Below are 16,869 nucleotides of genomic sequence, written 5' to 3'. Positions count from 1 at the left end.
CACGGGGTTCCAGCCTACCAACTGCACCCGTCTCACTCCGGCAGGGCACCGTCGGCGCTGCGGGACGTCCCCCACGCGCCGTCCTCACCTGCGGCGGAACGCGCGAGAGCCATGGCGGCAACCGCCTGGCCGGCCGCCGTGTCGGTGACGTCGACGGTGGACACCTGACCGGCCGTCTCGACGTCGCGGACCGCGGTCAGCACGCCGTTGTCCAGGCTCGAGCGCGAGGGCCCGGCCAGGACGGCTCCTTCGCCGGCGGAGTCGAGCGCGGTGAGAAGTCCGGCCACCGACTGACCGACGTCGCCCGAGCGGCCCGGCCCGGCCACCACGACGACGAGCTCGGCGAGCTCGGACGGTTCGTCCTCCCACGCCACGAGATCACCCTCGGTGAAAGCGGCGTTGATGGTCTGCGCCTGGTCGTCCAGCTCGGCTCCGCCCTCACCCAGGACGGCACGACCGAAGGCAGCACCCACCCTGGCGTAGGCGTCGCCGGCTTCCCCGACGGCGTCCACGTCGGGGGCGGACTCCTGGGCCACGCTCTCTGCGAACTGCCGGTTGGACGGGTCGATGAGCTTGGGGGTCAGCTGGCCGCGCCCGGTGAGTGTCGCGCCGGCCTGCTCCAGGTTGGCGGCGACGCCCTCGACCTCCTCGGCCCGGGCGCCGGGCAGCGTCAGCACCAGGACCTCTCGACCGGCGAGCTCCTCATCCAGCAGACCGGCGGCCGTGCGCTCGGCGTAGCCGGACTCGAAGGCGACGAGGCCCTCGTCGGAGCGCTCGTCGCCGCCCGATGAGCTGGCGACGGAGTCCGAGAGCAGGCCGGAGCCGAGCGCGACGCCAGCCGCGAGGGCGAGCAGCACGGCGGCGACGGAGACGATGTGGTAGCGGAAGCTGATCACGAGAAGAGTCCTTCGATCCAGGAACGGAGGTCACCGATGCGGTCGCCGAGCGAGGCGAACCACTCTTGCCCGACCGGTGTGGAGCCCACGGCCACGACGAGCGCGACGACGCCGGCGGCGAGCAGCACGAACAAGGGCCAGACGGCCATGCTGCGGGTGCTGAGGTGACCGACGGCGTTGGCGTCCACGAGACGGGAGCTGGCCCGCAGGCGGGTCACGAAGGAGCTGGCCACCTCGGCGGCACCACGCTCCAGGAACTGCACGAGATTCTTGGGTTGGCCGACCTGGACGATGACGGGAGCCTCGTTGTCGTCGGCGAGGACGAGTGCGAGGTCGCTGGGAGAACCGGCCGCCACGAAGGCGTGTGCGTCGACGCCGGCCTTCTCGAACCGCTCGTGGCCGGTGGGCTGGCCCGAGCTGCTGGTGGCCACGACGTCTGCACCGCTGCGCAGTGCTCGATCGGACAGCTCCGCGACGGGTCCGACGACCACCTGCGGCGTGATCCCACGCGACATCAGAGCATCGGCGGCATCGGTCACGGCGACGACCACGGGATCGTGCTCGCGCATCCAGCGCTTGATCAGCCTCAGGTCGCGTTCCCAGGCGAAGGCCTTGGTGACCACGACCACCGGGCGCTTGCGCAGACGAGGACGCAGGTGGGGCACGCGCGCGCCCTCCAGGAGCATCGCGCGCTCGCGCTCGAGGTGGTCGGCCGCGTTGGCGGTCAAGGACCCCAGCTGGGTGACCAGGCCCTGCTCGGCCTCGCCCAAGGACCGTGTCACTGTCTCGTCGTTCCACGAGGTGCCCTGGGCGACCAGCACGTCTCCGTGGAACACCTTGCCCTCGGCGATCCGCACGGTCTCCCCGCTGCGCATCCGGGACCAGATGCCCGGGCCCACCCTGTCCACCAGCAGGATCCCGGCCTCGGTCAGGACGCTCGGGCCGAGGTTCGGGTAGCTCCCCGTGCTCGAGGAGGCTGCGTTGACGACCGCACGCACCCCGCGCGCGACGAGCGCCTCGGCCTGGGTGCGGTCGAGGTCCGGCAGGTCGACGACCGCGATGTCGCCCGCCTTGAGCGACTTGGCCGCGTGGTCGCCGGGTCGGGCGAACTTCGCGACACCGCTCACGCCGGTGGCGGGAGCGGTCCCGGGGGTGGCTGTGCCCTTGCTCGCTGGGCGACTCTTCCATCGTGACATCGCCGCCATCGTGTCACGCAGTCACCGCGTTTGCGGGCACCCCGGGCCCGGCGTGCCTCAGCCGGTGCGGCCGGCGAGCTCCAGCAGCTCCCGGGCGTGCTCCTGGGCGGCTCGGGAGTCGTCCTGGCCGGCCAGCATGCGGGCGAGCTCGTCGACGCGCTCGCCCTCCTCCAGCCGCCTCACGGTGCTGCTGGTCACCTGGCCGTCATCGTCCTTGGAGACGTGGAAGTGGTGGTCGGCGAAGGCCGCGACCTGCGGCAGGTGAGTCACGGCGAGGACCTGCGCGTGCTCGGCGAGCCGAGCCAGCCTCCGGCCCACCTCGACCGCCGCGCGGCCGCCGATCCCGGCGTCGACCTCGTCGAAGACGAGCGTGGGGACGCTGGTGCGGTCCGCGAGCACGACCTCCAGCGCCAGCATGAGGCGCGACAGCTCACCCCCGCTGGCTCCCTTGGCCAGTGGCCGCGGCGGGGCCCCGTTGTTGGCGGCGAACAGCAGCTCGACCTCGTCCAGGCCGTGCGGCCGGGGGACGTCGCCGCTGCGGACCTCGACGAGGAGCCGGGCAGACGGCATCGAGAGCTGCGCGAGCTCGGCCTCGGCGAGGCCGGTGAGCCGTTCGGCGGCCGCGCGGCGGGTCTCGCTGAGCTCTGCGGCGAGCTCGTGCAGCCTCGGCACGAGGGCGTCGCGCTCCTGCTCAAGGGCTGCGATGGTGTCGTCGTCGCGGTCCAGCACGAGCACCCGCTCGGCCGCAGACCTGCTCCACCCGAGGACCTCCTCGAGCGTGGGTCCGTACCGGCGCTGCAGGGACGTCAGGGCGGCGATCCGATCCTGGACGTCGGCGAGTCGTGCCGGGTCGAGCTCGACAGCAGCAGCGTAGGAGCCCAGGTCGGACCCGACCTCGTCGAGCAGGATGCCCGCCTCCCGGACGCGCTCCGCGAGGTCGTCCAGGCCCTGGTCGTGACCAGCGGCCTCCCCCAGCGCCGCGGCCGCAGAGACGACGAGGGTGCGGGCGTCGGCACCATCGGGGTCGGCCGTGAGCTGTCCGTGCGCGGTGCTGGCGGCACGAGCAAGCGACTCGGCATGGGCGAGCCGGCCCTCCTCGGCCCGCGCCGTCTCGTCCTCGCCGGCCTGGGGATCCACGGCCTCCACCTCGGCCAGGCCGTGGCGCAGCAGCTCCAGCTCCTGCGCCCGCTCGCGCGCCTGGTCCTTCAGCGTGGCCAGCTCGGTCTCGAGCTCCTGCCAGCGCGCGAAGGCCGGCGCGTACTCGGCGAGCGTCCGCTCCAGGGGCTCCCCTGCGAGCCGGTCGAGGGCCTCGCGCTGGGCGGCCGGCCTCAGCAGGCGGTGCTGGTCGGACTGACCGTGCACCGCCACCAGCTCGTCGGTCACCGTCGTCAGGAGCGAGGCCGGGACGGTCGCGCCGCCGGCCACGGCTCGAGATCGTCCCTGGGCCGAGAGCACCCTGGACAGCAGCACCACGTCCCCGTCGAGGCTGCCACCGGCTTCGGTGAGCGCCGCGCCGATGCCCGACCCTGCCGGGACCTCGATGCTTGCCTCGACCCGAGCGCGGTCCGCGCCGTGACGCACCAGACCCAGGTCAGCGCGGTCTCCTCGGAGCAGGCCGAGGGCGGTGACCACCATCGTCTTGCCGGCACCGGTCTCGCCGGTGATGACCGTGAAGCCGCTGTCGAGCTCGAGCTCGGCGGAGTCGATGACTCCGAGCGAGGACAGGTGCAGGTGCTGCCACATCAGGCCTCACCCCTGGACTGCTGCCGGCGTTCCGCGGCTCCTCTCCAGCCGGACACCGGCAGGTCGAACTTGCGCACGAGCCGGTCGGTGAACGGGGCGGTCTGCAGTCGTGCCAGCCGCGCAGGCGTGGCGCCGCGCCGGACCTCGACTCGCGCGCCCTGCGGCAGCTCGGCAGCGCGTCGGCCGTCGCACCACAGGACCCCCGTGGCGCCGTGGCCGACGACCTCGACGGCCAAGGTGGAGTCCGGCGAGACCACCAGCGGCCTGGCGAACAGGGCGTGGGCGCTGATGGGCGCCATGACCAGGGCCTGCACCTGCGGCCACACGACCGGTCCCCCGGCACTGAAGGCGTAGGCGGTCGACCCCGTGGGCGTGGCGCAGACGACGCCGTCGCAGCCCCAGCGCGAGAGTGGGCGGTCGTCGACCTCGGCGACCACCTCGAGCATCCGCTCGCGGGACGCCTTCTCCACCGAGGCCTCGTTCAGGGCCCAGTTGGTGGCGACGATCTCCTTGTCGACCCGCACGATGACGTCGAGCGTGAGGCGCTCCTCGACCGTGTAGTCCCGCGCGACGACTGCGGTGACGACGGCGTGGACGTCCTCCACGTCGGCCTCGGCCAGGAACCCGACATGTCCGAGGTTGACCCCCAGCACCGGCGTGCCTGTGCCCCGGCACAGCTCGGTGGCACGCAGGATGGTGCCGTCCCCGCCGAGGACGATGGCGAGCTCACACCCCTCGGCGGCGCCCTCGCGCGCCTCGATGACCTCGACCTCGCCGACACCCGCGGCCTGCAGCTCGGCCGCGTCGCTGTCCGGCACGCAGATCGTGAGGCCCGCTGCGCGCAGGTCCGCGGCCAGGTCCCGAGCCACCGAGGTGGCCTCCGAGCGGGCCGCGTGCACCGTCAGCAGGATCCGCCGGCTCATCGAGAGCCCCCGGCCGGTCCGTGGGCGACGGTGCGGACGACCTCGTCGGGCTGGACGTCGCCCGCATCGGTCCGCAGCCAGCAGAAGTACTCGACGTTGCCCGCCGGTCCGGGCAACGGGCTCGCGGCCAGGGCCCGGGTGCCCCAGCCACGACCTGCTGCGGACTCGCAGACCGCACGCACCACCCGCTCGTGCTGTGCGGGATCGCGCACGACGCCGTTCTTGCCCAGGTGCTCGCGTCCCACCTCGAACTGCGGCTTGATCATCAGCACGATGTCGCCCTCCTGCTTGCACACGCCGGTCAGCGCGGGCATGACCACCGTAAGGGAGATGAAGGACAGGTCCGAGACGACCAGGTCGACCGGGCCCCCGAGCATGTCCGGAGCGAGCGAGCGGACGTTCGTACGGTCGTGCACCACGACACGCTCGTCCGTGCGCAACGACCACACCAGCTGGCCGTAGCCCACGTCGACCGCGTGCACGCGTGCCACCCCGCGGCGCAGCAGCACGTCGGTGAACCCACCGGTCGATGCACCTGCGTCCACGCAGGTGCGGTCACGCGTGGTGAGCCCTTCGGGCTCGAAGACCGCCAGCGCCCCCAGGAGCTTGTGGGCACCGCGCGAGGCCCAGCCCGGGTCATCGCCCTCCTTGACCAGGATCGCGGCGTCCGTGCCGACCTGTGTCGCTGCCTTGGCGGCACGCTGCCCCGAGACCAGCACGGCGCCGTCGGCGATCAGCGTGCTGGCGTGGTCTCGCGACCGGGCCAGTCCACGCCGGACGAGCTCGGCGTCCAGCCGCACTCGTCTGCTCACGATGCGGGGGCGTCGTTCCGTCCAGCCGCGGCGAGGACGTCACGCAGCACCCGGTGGACGGCATCGAGCTCGGCGACGTGGTGCGGCAGGTCCATCGTGTCCAGGGCCGAGACGCGTTCCAGGAGCTCCTCCAGCTCGGGCCGGCCCTGCACGGCCTCGCGAGCCTGGTCCATCAGCTCGGCGCGTCGGGCCGCGGCCTCCTCGGCACCGTCACCGGCGCCGTGGTCGCCCACCGCGCGCTCAGCTGTCACCTCGTCGCTCACGTCATCCATCATCGCACCGCATCCGCCGTGGGGACGAGAGGTGTCCGCCCCGCGTCGTCGCGCACACGCCAGGCCAGCTCCACGACGGCCCGCAACCGCTGCAAGGGCTCGCCACCGTCGTCGACGACGATGCTGTCGTCGCCCAGTCGGGCGCGGGCCGAGCCACAGGTGCTGGTGTCGCCGTCGACCCTGACCTGTGGGTGCGGCTCCAGCAGCGCGGCCAGATCCGCGCCGACGAAGTCGGGGCGGGAACCAGGCTCGGCGTCGGCCAGGTCCTGCAGGGAGCTGACGCCGGTGAGCACGGCGAGGCTGGGGATGCCGACGCCGATGGCGCCCTCGATGTCCGTGTCCAGGCGGTCTCCCACCATGAGGGGTGCACGCGGCCCGAGACGGTCGAGCGTCTCGTCGAAGAGCGCCCGTTCGGGCTTGCCGGCCACCACCGGGCGGGTGCGCGTCGCGTTCGCGACCGCCTGCACCAGCGAGCCGTTGCCCGGTGCCGTGCCCCGAGCGGCGGGAAAGGTCAGATCGGTGTTGCTGGCGAACCACGGGACGCCGGCGTTCACCGCGAACGAGGCCTCCGCGAGATCCGCCCACGTCAGGTCGGGACTGAATCCCTGCACGACGGCCCGGACACCCTCCTCATAGGCGTGCGTCGTGTTGAGCCCGACCTCCTGCAAGCAGTGTCGAAGACCATCGCCACCGATCACGAGCACCGTCTCCCCGGGAACCACGGCATCGGCGACGAGCCGGGCGACAGCCTGTGCGGAGGTGACGACGTCCTCGTCGGCGCCGACCGGCATCCCGAGCTCTCGCAGGTGTCCTGCCACGTCTGCGGGGACACGCGACGCGTTGTTGGTGAGATAGGCCAGGCGCATCCCCGCCTCGGCAGCGGCGGTCAGCGCGGCCCGTGCTCCCGGCACCGCCTCGGGACCGACGTACACCACGCCGTCCAGGTCGAGCATCGCCAGGTCGTGGACACGGGCCAGGGGCTGGTCAGCACTCGCCAAGGGCATGCCGTGAGGCTACCCGCGGGTGCCGGACGTCCGTCTGCAGGCCGTGAGCTCCACGCTCACCCAGCTGCTTGCGGCGCCGGAGGCGCGGGAGAAGCGACGACGCAGGGCCCCGCTCACCTCCACGGTGTCGTCGGCCCGCAGGCGCGCCGCCGTCGTGCGCAGCCGTGAGCTCCACGCGACGCACTCGATGACGTCGACGACCTGTCGCGACCTGCGCCGAGCGGCCCGGTCACGTGGCACGACGAGTCGGAACGTGACGATGTGGTCCCCGCTCGGGAGCTCACGGTCCTCGGGGTCTGCCGACACGCGGCCGACGAGGGAGACGGTGTTGACGACGGTCGAGGTTGAGGACATGCGAACATCCTGCCCACACTCCGGTGCGCTCAGAAGGCGTCATGAACGCGCCTGTGCACAACCGCGGGCGTCACCCGCGCCCTGTGGACGGACACTCATTCCAGCTGAGCGAGCCGCTCCTCGGCGTCGGTGTCCCGGTTCCCGTCGACGGCGACGACGCGGTGGAACCACTCCACCGCCTCCTCGCTGCGCCCCAGCTCCAGCAGGGTGTCGGCATAGGCGTACCGCAGCCGCGCCACCCAGTCGGCCCGGGTCTTGCTGTGCAGGGACTCGGTCTCCAGGAGCCGCAGCGCCGCCTCGGCCTGTCCGAGATCGCGACGTGCCCCGGCGACGACGATGGTGAGCTCCACCTGACCGGGATCGTCGAGGTGCGAACGCACCTCCGGCGTGTCGAACGCCAGGGCCTTCTCCGGCCGCCCCAGCGCGCGCTCGCAGTCGGCCATCATGGCAGCGTAGAGTTGCTGGCCGTTCATGCGTCGCGCAGCACGCAGCTCGGCCAATGCCTCGGCGAACTTCCCCGCGGCGTAGGCGGTCTCGCCGCAGGCCTCACGAATCATGCCGTTGCGTGAGGCCCGGGCCTTCGCCGCCAAGGTGTGCAGGTAGGCGGTCTCGGGGTCGGACTGCACGAGCAGCCCTGCCATCACGAGGTGTCGCGCAGCGCGCTCGGCCAGCTTCTCCGGCAGGTTCTGCAGCTGCTGGCGTGCGAACTTGTCGAGGTCCTTGGCGCTCACGTCGTCAGGGATGGGCGGACCGTCGTAGATCTTCTGGTCGGTGGTTCGCTCGGGTTCCTCGCGCCGCGACCGCCGGTCGTCGCCGCGCCGTGGTGCGGGGCGACCACGACGATCGTCGCCGCGTCCCCCGGCCGGCCGGCCGTCGCGCCCCTGGGGCCGCTGCCCGCGGGAACCGCTCGGACGCCGCTCCTGGCCACCTCGGCCACCACTTGAACGGCTGGGCCTGTTGTCTTCGCTCATGCGTTCATGCTCCTCAAATGCAACGAGGCCGCTCCCGAAGGAGCGGCCTCGCGCTAAAGATAGTCCGGCGACGTCCTACTCTCCCACACCGTCTCCAGTGCAGTACCATCGGCGCTGAAGGGCTTGACTTCCGGGTTCGGAATGTTACCGGGTATTTCACCTTCGCCATGGTCGCCGAAACTCTATGGAGATATCTCGAACCTGACTTTCGTCTGGCTCCCGACGTATATCTCGGGAACCTCACAGTGGACGCGCAGTGTCTTTGTAAGAAACAAGCCCTCGGCCTATTAGTACCGGTCAGCTCCATGCATTGCTGCACTTCTACCTCCGGCCTATCAACCCAGTGGTCTGCTGGGGGCCTTACCTGGTAAACCAGTGGGAAACCTCATCTTGAAACGTGCTTCCCGCTTAGATGCTTTCAGCGGTTATCACTTCCGAACGTAGCCAACCAGCCGTGCCCTTGGCAGGACAACTGGCACACCAGAGGTTCGTCCATCCCGGTCCTCTCGTACTAGGGACAGCCTTTCTCAAGTTTCCTACGCGCGCGGCGGATAGGGACCGAACTGTCTCACGACGTTCTAAACCCAGCTCGCGTGCCGCTTTAATGGGCGAACAGCCCAACCCTTGGGACCTGCTACGGCCCCAGGATGCGACGAGCCGACATCGAGGTGCCAAACCATCCCGTCGATATGGACTCTTGGGGAAGATCAGCCTGTTATCCCCGGGGTACCTTTTATCCGTTGAGCGACGCCGCTTCCACATGCCAGCGCCGGATCACTAGTCCCGACTTTCGTCCCTGCTCGAGCTGTCACTCTCACAGTCAAGCTCCCTTGTGCACTTACACTCGAAACCTGATTGCCAACCAGGCTGAGGGAACCTTTGGGCGCCTCCGTTACATTTTAGGAGGCAACCGCCCCAGTTAAACTACCCATCAGGCACTGTCCCTGATCCGGATTACGGACCTAGGTTAGATATCTAGTACAATCAGAGTGGTATTTCAACGGTGACTCCACTCGAACTGGCGTCCGAGCTTCAAAGTCTCCCACCTATCCTACACAAATTGAACCAAACACCAATACCAAACTATAGTAAAGGTCCCGGGGTCTTTCCGTCCTGCCGCGCGTAACGAGCATCTTTACTCGTATTGCAATTTCGCCGAGTTCATGGTTGAGACAGCGCCCAAGTCGTTACTCCATTCGTGCAGGTCGGAACTTACCCGACAAGGAATTTCGCTACCTTAGGATGGTTATAGTTACCACCGCCGTTTACTGGGGCTTAAGTTCTGTGCTTCGCTTGCGCTAACACGTCTCCTTAACCTTCCAGCACCGGGCAGGAGTCAGTCCGTATACGGCGTCTTTCGACTTAGCACGGACCTGTGTTTTTAGTAAACAGTCGCTTGGGCCTGGTCTCTGCGGCCTTCATCGCTTTGTGGAGCAAGTCCACTCACGAATCCGGCCCCCCTTCTCCCGAAGTTACGGGGGCATTTTGCCGAGTTCCTTAACCATGATTCACTCGATCACCTTAGTATTCTCTACCTGACCACCTGAGTCGGTTTGGGGTACGGGCGGCTCTGAAACATCGCTAGATGCTTTTCTCGGCAGCATAGGATTACTCACTTCGACTTACGTCTCCCCATCAGCTCTCAGGCACATGAGTGACGGATTTGCCTATCACTCGCCCTACAGCCTTGGCCGCGGTCTACCATCGCACGCGGTTGAGCTACCTTCCTGCGTCACACCATCGCTTGCCTACTACCAGTTCGGGTCATGCGCTCCACCGACCAATGTCTCCGAAGAGACTGGAGGCCGGCTTTGGGCACTTAGCATCACTGGATTCGGCATGGGCGCTTCAGTGCCGGTACGGGAATATCAGCCCGTTGTCCATCGACTACGCCTGTCGGCCTCGCCTTAGGTCCCGACTTACCCAGGGAAGATTAGCTTGACCCTGGAACCCTTGGTCATTCGGTGGAAGAGTTTCTCACTCTTCATTCGCTACTCATGCCTGCATTCTCACTCGTGTGGCGTCCACGGCTGGGTCACCCCGCCGCTTCGCTCGCCACACGACGCTCCCCTACCCATCCAGACACCTGGACCACGAAGGCCTGGTTATATATCTGAATGCCATAGCTTCGGTGGATTGCTTGAGCCCCGCTAAATTGTCGGCGCGGAATTACTTGACCAGTGAGCTATTACGCACTCTTTCAAGGGTGGCTGCTTCTAAGCCAACCTCCTGGTTGTCTCTGCGACTCCACATCCTTTTCCACTTAGCAATCGCTTTGGGACCTTAGCTGATGGTCTGGGCTGTTTCCCTCTCGACTACGGAGCTTATCCCCCGCAGTCTCACTGCTGCGCTCTCACTTGTCGGCATTCGGAGTTTGGTTGAGTTCAGTAAGCTTGTAGGCCCCCTAGCCCATCCAGTGCTCTACCTCCGACAAGAAACACGCAACGCTGCACCTAAATGCATTTCGGGGAGAACCAGCTATCACGGAGTTTGATTGGCCTTTCACCCCTATCCACAGGTCATCCCCCCAGTTTTTAACCTAGGTGGGTTCGGTCCTCCACGCGGTCTTACCCGCGCTTCAACCTGCCCATGGATAGATCACTCCGCTTCGGGTCTAGATGGTGCAACTCAAGTGCCCTATTAGGACTCGCTTTCGCTACGGCTACGGCTCACGCCTTAACCTCGCTACACCACGCTAACTCGCAGGCTCATTCTTCAAAAGGCACGCTGTCACCCTTCACAAGGAAGAGCTCCAACGGATTGTATGCACATGGTTTCAGGTACTATTTCACTCCCCTCCCGGGGTACTTTTCACCTTTCCCTCACGGTACTTGTCCGCTATCGGTCATCGAGGAGTATTTAGGCTTAACGGGTGGTCCCGCCAGATTCACACCGAATTTCAGGGGTTCGGTGTTACTCGGGGTGACGAACAAGAGCCATGAGCTTACGTGTACGGGGGTCTCACCCTCTATGCCACGACTTTCCAGTCGGTTTCCACTTCACTCATGGTTTGTGACTCTTTGCTGACTCGGCAGAATCAGCGGTTCGGCCCCACAACCCCACAGTGACAACGCCTGCCGGCTATCACATCACTGAGGTTTAGCCTCTTCCGGTTTCGCTCGCCACTACTTCCGGAATCACGGTTGTTTTCTCTTCCTGCGGGTACTGAGATGTTTCACTTCCCCGCGTTCCCTCCAGACGCCCTATGTGTTCAGGCGCAGGTACCTGGACTTTCCTCCAGGTGGGTTTCCCCATTCGGACATCCCCGGATCACAGGTCGGTTGTCACCTTCCCGGGGCTTTTCGCAGACTCCAACGTCCTTCATCGGCTCTCGATGCCAAGGCATCCACCATGTGCACTTAGTAGCTTGTTGTTACTACAAAGATGCTCGCGTCCACTGTGAAGTTCTCAAGATACAGTCGGTCCCGCACCAGGATTCATGCCTGCTCGAAGTGACTCCGAGTGGTTCATGATGATGCGGTCCGAGGGTCAAGCCTAACGGCCTGATCCCTCAGGACCCAACAGTGTGCCTGGTTCATCGTGACGTCGCGCTGAGGTTCCGTCCCCGAAGGGTGTACTGACAGCGTCTCGCCGCGATGATCCAAATAGTCGACGTCCACTAGTGAGCTGTGCCGCGCAGAACGTATGTCTGCGAACGACACGCCTGGACGAGATCGAAGACCTCGCCAGTGTGCTCCTTAGAAAGGAGGTGATCCAGCCGCACCTTCCGGTACGGCTACCTTGTTACGACTTCGTCCCAATCGCCAGCCCCACCTTCGACGGCTCCCTCCACAAGGGTTGGGCCACCGGCTTCGGGTGTTGCCGACTTTCATGACGTGACGGGCGGTGTGTACAAGGCCCGGGAACGTATTCACCGCAGCGTTGCTGATCTGCGATTACTAGCGACTCCGACTTCATGGGGTCGAGTTGCAGACCCCAATCCGAACTGAGACCGGCTTTTTGGGATTCGCTCCACCTCGCGGTTTCGCAGCCCATTGTACCGGCCATTGTAGCATGCTTGAAGCCCTGGGCATAAGGGGCATGAAGACTTGACGTCATCCCCACCTTCCTCCGAGTTGACCCCGGCAGTCTCCTATGAGTCCCCACCATTACGTGCTGGCAACATAGGACGAGGGTTGCGCTCGTTGCGGGACTTAACCCAACATCTCACGACACGAGCTGACGACAGCCATGCACCACCTGTGTACCGACCACAAGGGGGGCTACATCTCTGCAGCTTTCCGGTACATGTCAAACCCAGGTAAGGTTCTTCGCGTTGCATCGAATTAATCAGCATGCTCCGCCGCTTGTGCGGGCCCCCGTCAATTCCTTTGAGTTTTAGCCTTGCGGCCGTACTCCCCAGGCGGGGCGCTTAATGCGTTAGCTGCGGCACGGAGACCGTGGAAGGTCCCCACACCTAGCGCCCAACGTTTACGGCATGGACTACCAGGGTATCTAATCCTGTTCGCTCCCCATGCTTTCGCTCCTCAGCGTCAGGTAATGCCCAGAGAACCGCCTTCGCCACCGGTGTTCCTCCTGATATCTGCGCATTCCACCGCTACACCAGGAATTCCGTTCTCCCCTGCATACCTCTAGTCTGCCCGTATCGGAAGCACGCTCAGGGTTGAGCCCTGAGTTTTCACTCCCGACGCGACAAACCGCCTACGAGCCCTTTACGCCCAATAATTCCGGACAACGCTCGGACCCTACGTATTACCGCGGCTGCTGGCACGTAGTTGGCCGGTCCTTCTTCTGCAGGTACCGTCACTTTCGCTTCGTCCCTGCTGAAAGAGGTTTACAACCCGAAGGCCGTCATCCCTCACGCGGCGTTGCTGGATCAGGCTTTCGCCCATTGTCCAATATTCCCCACTGCTGCCTCCCGCAGGAGTCTGGGCCGTGTCTCAGTCCCAGTGTGGCCGGTCACCCTCTCAGGCCGGCTACCCGTCGTCGCCTTGGTGGGCCATTGCCCCACCAACTAGCTGATAGGCCGCGAGCTCATCCTTCTCCGCCGGAGCTTTCCACCTCAGAAGATGCCTTCCGAGGTCGTATTCGGCATTAGACGTCGTTTCCAACGCTTATTCCAAAGAGAAGGGCAGATTGCTCACGTGTTACTCACCCGTTCGCCGCTCGTGTACACCCGAAGGTGCCTTACCGCTCGACTTGCATGTGTTAAGCACGCCGCCAGCGTTCGTCCTGAGCCAGGATCAAACTCTCCGTTGAAAACTGCACCAGCCACATCCGAAGATGTGACCGGCCTCAACTTCCGTTCGATCCCGACAAACTATTTGCTGACAAATAAATTGTCGGAATTGTTCCATCGAGATCGGCGAGCCGAAGCTCTCCGATTGGGTCTCGACGGGGTACTACTAATTAATCTCGTCGACTTTTGACACACTGTTGAGTTCTCAAGGATCAGACGCACACCTCAGCACCCGCCTTCCGGCTGGCTACCTCGGGGCAACTCGTCCAACTTACACGGCTTGCTGTCACCCGGTCAAACCGGGGTGCTTGCCGTGCTTCATCTCCCGTTGTCCGCGGCCAGTCTCCGGATGCGAACATCCTGGCATTGACCGTTTCGGTTGAGATGGTCACCCGCCCGGACGCCCTGCCTCTCGGCCTTGCGCCCCGCCGTGCGGTGCAACAAGAAGAACATTACGCAGACGATTCGTGACGGTCAAATCCAGATCCTGTGACGCCGCTCACGCTGCGTCATGGGCTGAGTTCCACGCCTGCAATTCTGCGCTTTCCCCGCCTCAGGACGAGCCAGGAGCCGTGCAGAGCGGGCAGCTCAGCCAGGGTGAGGTCGGGATCGGCGACGCGCTCGTTGTTCACGTACGCACCGCCCTCGTCGATGGCGCGACGTGCCGCGGAACGGCTCTCGACCAGCCCCGACTCCAGGAAGGCATCGACGATCGAGGCCGCCGAGGCGAGCCTGACGACGCCTGCTTCCGTCAGTGCCGCGGCCAACGTCTGCACCGGCAGCTCGGCGAGGTCTCCCCGCCCGAAGAGCGAGGTCGCCGCGCCCTCGGCCGCCTGCGTCTCCTGCGCCCCATGGACGAGCGTGGTCATCTCCGCCGCCAGGCGACGCTGTGCGAGCCGAAGCCCGGGCCGCTCGACGTGCTCGGCCATGAGGGCGTCGATCTCCTGGACAGGCAGGAAGGTGAACTGCTTGAGGTACTCCCCCACCTTGGCGTCCTCGGCCTGGACCCAGGACTGGTGAAAGGCGTAGGGACTGGTGCGCTCGGGGTCGAGCCACACGGTGCCGGCCTCGGTCTTGCCGAACTTCGTGCCGTCGGCCTTGGTGATCAGTGGCGTCGCGAGGGCGTGCACCCGCGTGCCCTCGGCACGACGCACCAGCTCGACGCCGGCCGTGATGTTGCCCCACTGATCGCTTCCGCCGGTCTGCAGCACGCAGCCGTGCCGCCGGTGCAGCTCCAGGTAGTCCATGGACTGCAGCAGCACGTAGCTGAACTCGGTGTAGCTGATCCCGGACTCCAGCCGGTTGCTCACCACGTCGCGCGCCAGCATCCGGTTGACCGGGAAGTGCTTGCCCACGTCGCGCAGGAAGTCGATCGTGCTCAGGTCCGCGGTCCAGTCCAGGTTGTTGACGACGGTCGCGGCGCTCGGACCGTCGAGGTCCACGAACCGGGAGACCTGCGAACGGATCCGCTCCACCCACTGCGCCACCACATCGCGCGAGTTCATGGACCGCTCCCCCGAGTCCTTGGGGTCGCCGATGAGCCCCGTCGAGCCGCCGACGAGCAGCAGCGGCCTGTGCCCCGCCAGCTGCAGACGCCTCGCCGTCAGGAGCTGCAGGAGGTTGCCGATGTGCAGGCTGGGCGCCGTCGGGTCGAAGCCGACGTAGTAGGTGATCGGGCTCGCCGACATCTCCGAGCGCAGCGCCGCCAGGTCGGTCGAGTGCGCGATGAGGCCGCGCGCCTCGAGGTCGTCGAGCACGTGGGTCACGGTCAATCCTTCTCTCGTCGGTCGGACGAGTCGATCCTAGGGCGCGGGCGCCCGGGCAGAACGGCGGTAGGCCGAGACGGTGGGATCGTCGGTGACCCAGAGACGCCACGGCCGATCAGCCGCGCGCGACACACCGACCCGCGGGCCCGAGCTCATCGGCGGCGGCGCCCCTGGGAGCCCCTCCAGCCGAACCGGTCCGGATCCGAGCAGCTCGGTCCCGAGGTCCTCCAGGGTCAGGCCAAGGGCCTGCGCCAGGTTTCCGGGCCCCTTGGCCAGACGCACGTTCGGCACGTCGCCGCGTCGCTGTCTCGCCAGGTCGAGGCCATCCACCACGCGCCCGGCTCGGACGAGGACCGCCGCGGCCAGCTCCGTCGGCCCCGTCACGACGTTGACGCAGTGGTGGATCCCGTAGGAGCGGTAGAGCGCGCGTACGTCAAACTCATCAGAAGTTGTTGACGGCAACGCTCGGCGTCATGTCTCGAAGTCGAAGATGGCCTCCTCGGGATTTCCGACTGCCGACTTGATCTTGTCTGCGACGTTGTCGATCAGCTTGTTCCCCCAGAACGGATCATTCTTGTCATAGAAAATCGTCCGGATGTGCCGCAGATCGAATGGCACGTCATCTTCGTTCGAAGAGACGAGGATCACCGGCTTCTTGCTCGCGTGCGCGAGGCCAAGCTCGTAGAAGACGTTCGGATTCTTGGTTGTCAGTTCCGCGACCAAGACGGTCGCGTGCTGGATGCCTCGCCAAATCTGATCGATGATCTTGCCCGTGCCGAAAATCTCGGCGTCAGCCCTCACAGCTGAGAGACCCGCCTGTTCGATGGCTGGACGAAAGACCGTCTCGTAGTAGCTGCCGAGGGGCGACTCGAACGGCTGCATGACAAAGCACGTCGTTCCAGGATCGACCTTGGCGGAGACGTTTGCCGTCTTCGAGCTTCCTCCGCGTCCGGACGTTTCGCGTCCTGCATCCAGAATCCGCCGCTGGTCGCCCACCTCCTCGATGAGTTCTGCGGCCTGGAGTGAGTCGAGGAAGATCTCCAGGAACTCGTCGACACTGCCCTCCGGGATCTTGAATCGATCGGTGAGCGCGTTTACCAAGAAGGGTGCGTCAGGCAGGCTTCCGCCCCGGTAGTGGTTGTAAACGTCAGATAGGTCAGGGGCCGAGAGAACGGCTTCGCGAAGTGCGTTCCGGCGATCGCCTTCTGCTTGTGGAACCAGAGCTCGCCGCGCTCGCTCATTCAGCGTGAGGTCATTCCCCTCCGCTTCGAGAAACCCGTACTTCTTTGCAGAACTGATCTCCACGACCCATCGGCCGATAGCCTTGGACCCGCCTGCATACACGACTGCATCGTCCGGGCTCGTGGGATTGCCCGCGTTCTGCTTGAGGATCGCCTCGGGGATTCGCAACGCCTGGACGACCGTGTGACGCGGATACTTCGGCGCGGGTCCGGCTGCCTTCTTCGCGGCCGTCTTCTTCGCGGCCGTCTTCTTCGCGGCCGACTTCTTCGCGGCCGACTTCTTTGCGGCCGACTTCTTCGCGGCCGACTTCTTCGCGGCCGACTTCTTCGCGACGGCGGGTTGGGCAGCGGACGGCTCGGCCGACGCCACTTCCGCCTCTGTCTGTGCTTCCGTTTCGCCGGAGGCTTCTCCTTGATCCATGCAACATCCTCTCTCGGGGTAATCACGCTAGAGGAGGATTGGTCCGGCGTGTCGTCTTCTGCAATCCTGA

At 66.0% G+C, this 16,869-nt stretch carries 12 protein-coding genes and 3 rRNA genes; all 15 read right to left on the bottom strand.

Going from position 1 to position 16,869, the window contains the following annotated elements:
* Positions 1-32: 32 nt before the first annotated feature.
* The 15 genes from ACHAAC_RS05885 to ACHAAC_RS05815 all read right to left on the bottom strand — a co-directional run bounded on the left by ACHAAC_RS05885 (position 33) and on the right by ACHAAC_RS05815 (position 16,799).
* Positions 33-896, bottom strand: a complete 864-nt coding sequence (locus tag ACHAAC_RS05885; RefSeq protein WP_435715123.1) for a copper transporter — start codon at positions 894-896, stop codon at positions 33-35.
* Positions 893-2,092: a putative cytokinetic ring protein SteA gene (gene steA / locus ACHAAC_RS05880; RefSeq protein WP_435715122.1), complete on the bottom strand. Its 1,200-nt coding sequence runs from the start codon at positions 2,090-2,092 to the stop codon at positions 893-895. Before steA ends, ACHAAC_RS05885 begins: the two co-directional genes overlap by 4 nt.
* Positions 2,093-2,149: 57 nt before the next feature.
* Positions 2,150-3,835, bottom strand: a complete 1,686-nt coding sequence (gene recN / locus ACHAAC_RS05875) for a DNA repair protein RecN (protein WP_435715121.1) — start codon at positions 3,833-3,835, stop codon at positions 2,150-2,152.
* Positions 3,835-4,758: an NAD kinase gene (locus ACHAAC_RS05870; protein WP_435715120.1), complete on the bottom strand. Its 924-nt coding sequence runs from the start codon at positions 4,756-4,758 to the stop codon at positions 3,835-3,837. The genes recN and ACHAAC_RS05870 overlap by 1 nt, the downstream gene beginning before the upstream one ends.
* Positions 4,755-5,570: a TlyA family RNA methyltransferase gene (locus ACHAAC_RS05865; protein WP_435715119.1), complete on the bottom strand. Its 816-nt coding sequence runs from the start codon at positions 5,568-5,570 to the stop codon at positions 4,755-4,757. Before ACHAAC_RS05865 ends, ACHAAC_RS05870 begins: the two co-directional genes overlap by 4 nt.
* Positions 5,567-5,833 carry a hypothetical protein gene (locus tag ACHAAC_RS05860; RefSeq protein WP_435715118.1) on the bottom strand — a complete coding sequence of 89 codons (267 nt, stop codon included), beginning with the start codon at positions 5,831-5,833 and terminating at the stop codon, positions 5,567-5,569. The genes ACHAAC_RS05865 and ACHAAC_RS05860 overlap by 4 nt, the downstream gene beginning before the upstream one ends.
* An 8-nt stretch (positions 5,834-5,841) precedes the next feature.
* A complete protein-coding gene (locus ACHAAC_RS05855; protein ID WP_435715117.1) occupies positions 5,842-6,846 on the bottom strand; it encodes an HAD-IIA family hydrolase in 1,005 nt (334 codons plus the stop codon).
* Between the two features lie 9 nt (positions 6,847-6,855).
* A complete protein-coding gene (locus ACHAAC_RS05850) occupies positions 6,856-7,200 on the bottom strand; it encodes a single-stranded DNA-binding protein (protein ID WP_435715116.1) in 345 nt (114 codons plus the stop codon).
* Between the two features lie 95 nt (positions 7,201-7,295).
* Positions 7,296-8,171: a tetratricopeptide repeat protein gene (locus ACHAAC_RS05845; RefSeq protein WP_435715115.1), complete on the bottom strand. Its 876-nt coding sequence runs from the start codon at positions 8,169-8,171 to the stop codon at positions 7,296-7,298.
* A gap of 62 nt (positions 8,172-8,233) precedes the next feature.
* A 5S ribosomal RNA gene (rrf, locus tag ACHAAC_RS05840) occupies positions 8,234-8,350 on the bottom strand.
* An 88-nt stretch (positions 8,351-8,438) separates the two neighbouring features.
* Positions 8,439-11,544, bottom strand: a 23S ribosomal RNA gene (locus tag ACHAAC_RS05835).
* 329 nt (positions 11,545-11,873) lie between these two features.
* Positions 11,874-13,391: ribosomal RNA gene (locus ACHAAC_RS05830) — 16S ribosomal RNA — on the bottom strand.
* The 16S, 23S and 5S rRNA genes sit together here, the layout of an rRNA operon.
* A 489-nt stretch (positions 13,392-13,880) precedes the next feature.
* Positions 13,881-15,137 (bottom strand): tyrosine--tRNA ligase, encoded by a 1,257-nt coding sequence (gene tyrS, locus ACHAAC_RS05825; protein ID WP_435715114.1) that lies wholly within the window; start codon positions 15,135-15,137, stop codon positions 13,881-13,883.
* A 36-nt stretch (positions 15,138-15,173) separates the two neighbouring features.
* Positions 15,174-15,599, bottom strand: coding sequence for a DNA-3-methyladenine glycosylase (locus ACHAAC_RS05820; RefSeq protein ID WP_435715113.1), 426 nt, complete (start codon positions 15,597-15,599; stop codon positions 15,174-15,176).
* A 9-nt stretch (positions 15,600-15,608) separates the two neighbouring features.
* Positions 15,609-16,799 carry a hypothetical protein gene (locus ACHAAC_RS05815; protein ID WP_435715112.1) on the bottom strand — a complete coding sequence of 397 codons (1,191 nt, stop codon included), beginning with the start codon at positions 16,797-16,799 and terminating at the stop codon, positions 15,609-15,611.
* Between the last annotated feature and the right edge of the window lie 70 nt (positions 16,800-16,869).

This window comes from Aeromicrobium sp. CF4.19, assembly GCF_051262555.1.
Lineage (GTDB): Bacteria > Actinomycetota > Actinomycetes > Propionibacteriales > Nocardioidaceae > Aeromicrobium.
Note: the sequence above shows the minus strand (reverse complement) of the source record. Positions and strands in the feature narration are given on the sequence as shown.

What these genes read in the sequence shown, in the direction of transcription:
- steA (WP_435715122.1), bottom strand. Translation starts at nt 2,092, where the DNA reads ATGTCACGATGGAAGAGTCGCCCAGCGAGCAAGGGCACAGCCACCCCC.
- recN (WP_435715121.1), bottom strand. Translation starts at nt 3,835, where the DNA reads ATGTGGCAGCACCTGCACCTGTCCTCGCTCGGAGTCATCGACTCCGCC.
- ACHAAC_RS05870 (WP_435715120.1), bottom strand. Translation starts at nt 4,758, where the DNA reads ATGAGCCGGCGGATCCTGCTGACGGTGCACGCGGCCCGCTCGGAGGCC.
- ACHAAC_RS05855 (WP_435715117.1), bottom strand. Translation starts at nt 6,846, where the DNA reads ATGCCCTTGGCGAGTGCTGACCAGCCCCTGGCCCGTGTCCACGACCTG.
- ACHAAC_RS05850 (WP_435715116.1), bottom strand. Translation starts at nt 7,200, where the DNA reads ATGTCCTCAACCTCGACCGTCGTCAACACCGTCTCCCTCGTCGGCCGC.
- ACHAAC_RS05845 (WP_435715115.1), bottom strand. Translation starts at nt 8,171, where the DNA reads ATGAGCGAAGACAACAGGCCCAGCCGTTCAAGTGGTGGCCGAGGTGGC.
- ACHAAC_RS05815 (WP_435715112.1), bottom strand. Translation starts at nt 16,799, where the DNA reads ATGGATCAAGGAGAAGCCTCCGGCGAAACGGAAGCACAGACAGAGGCG.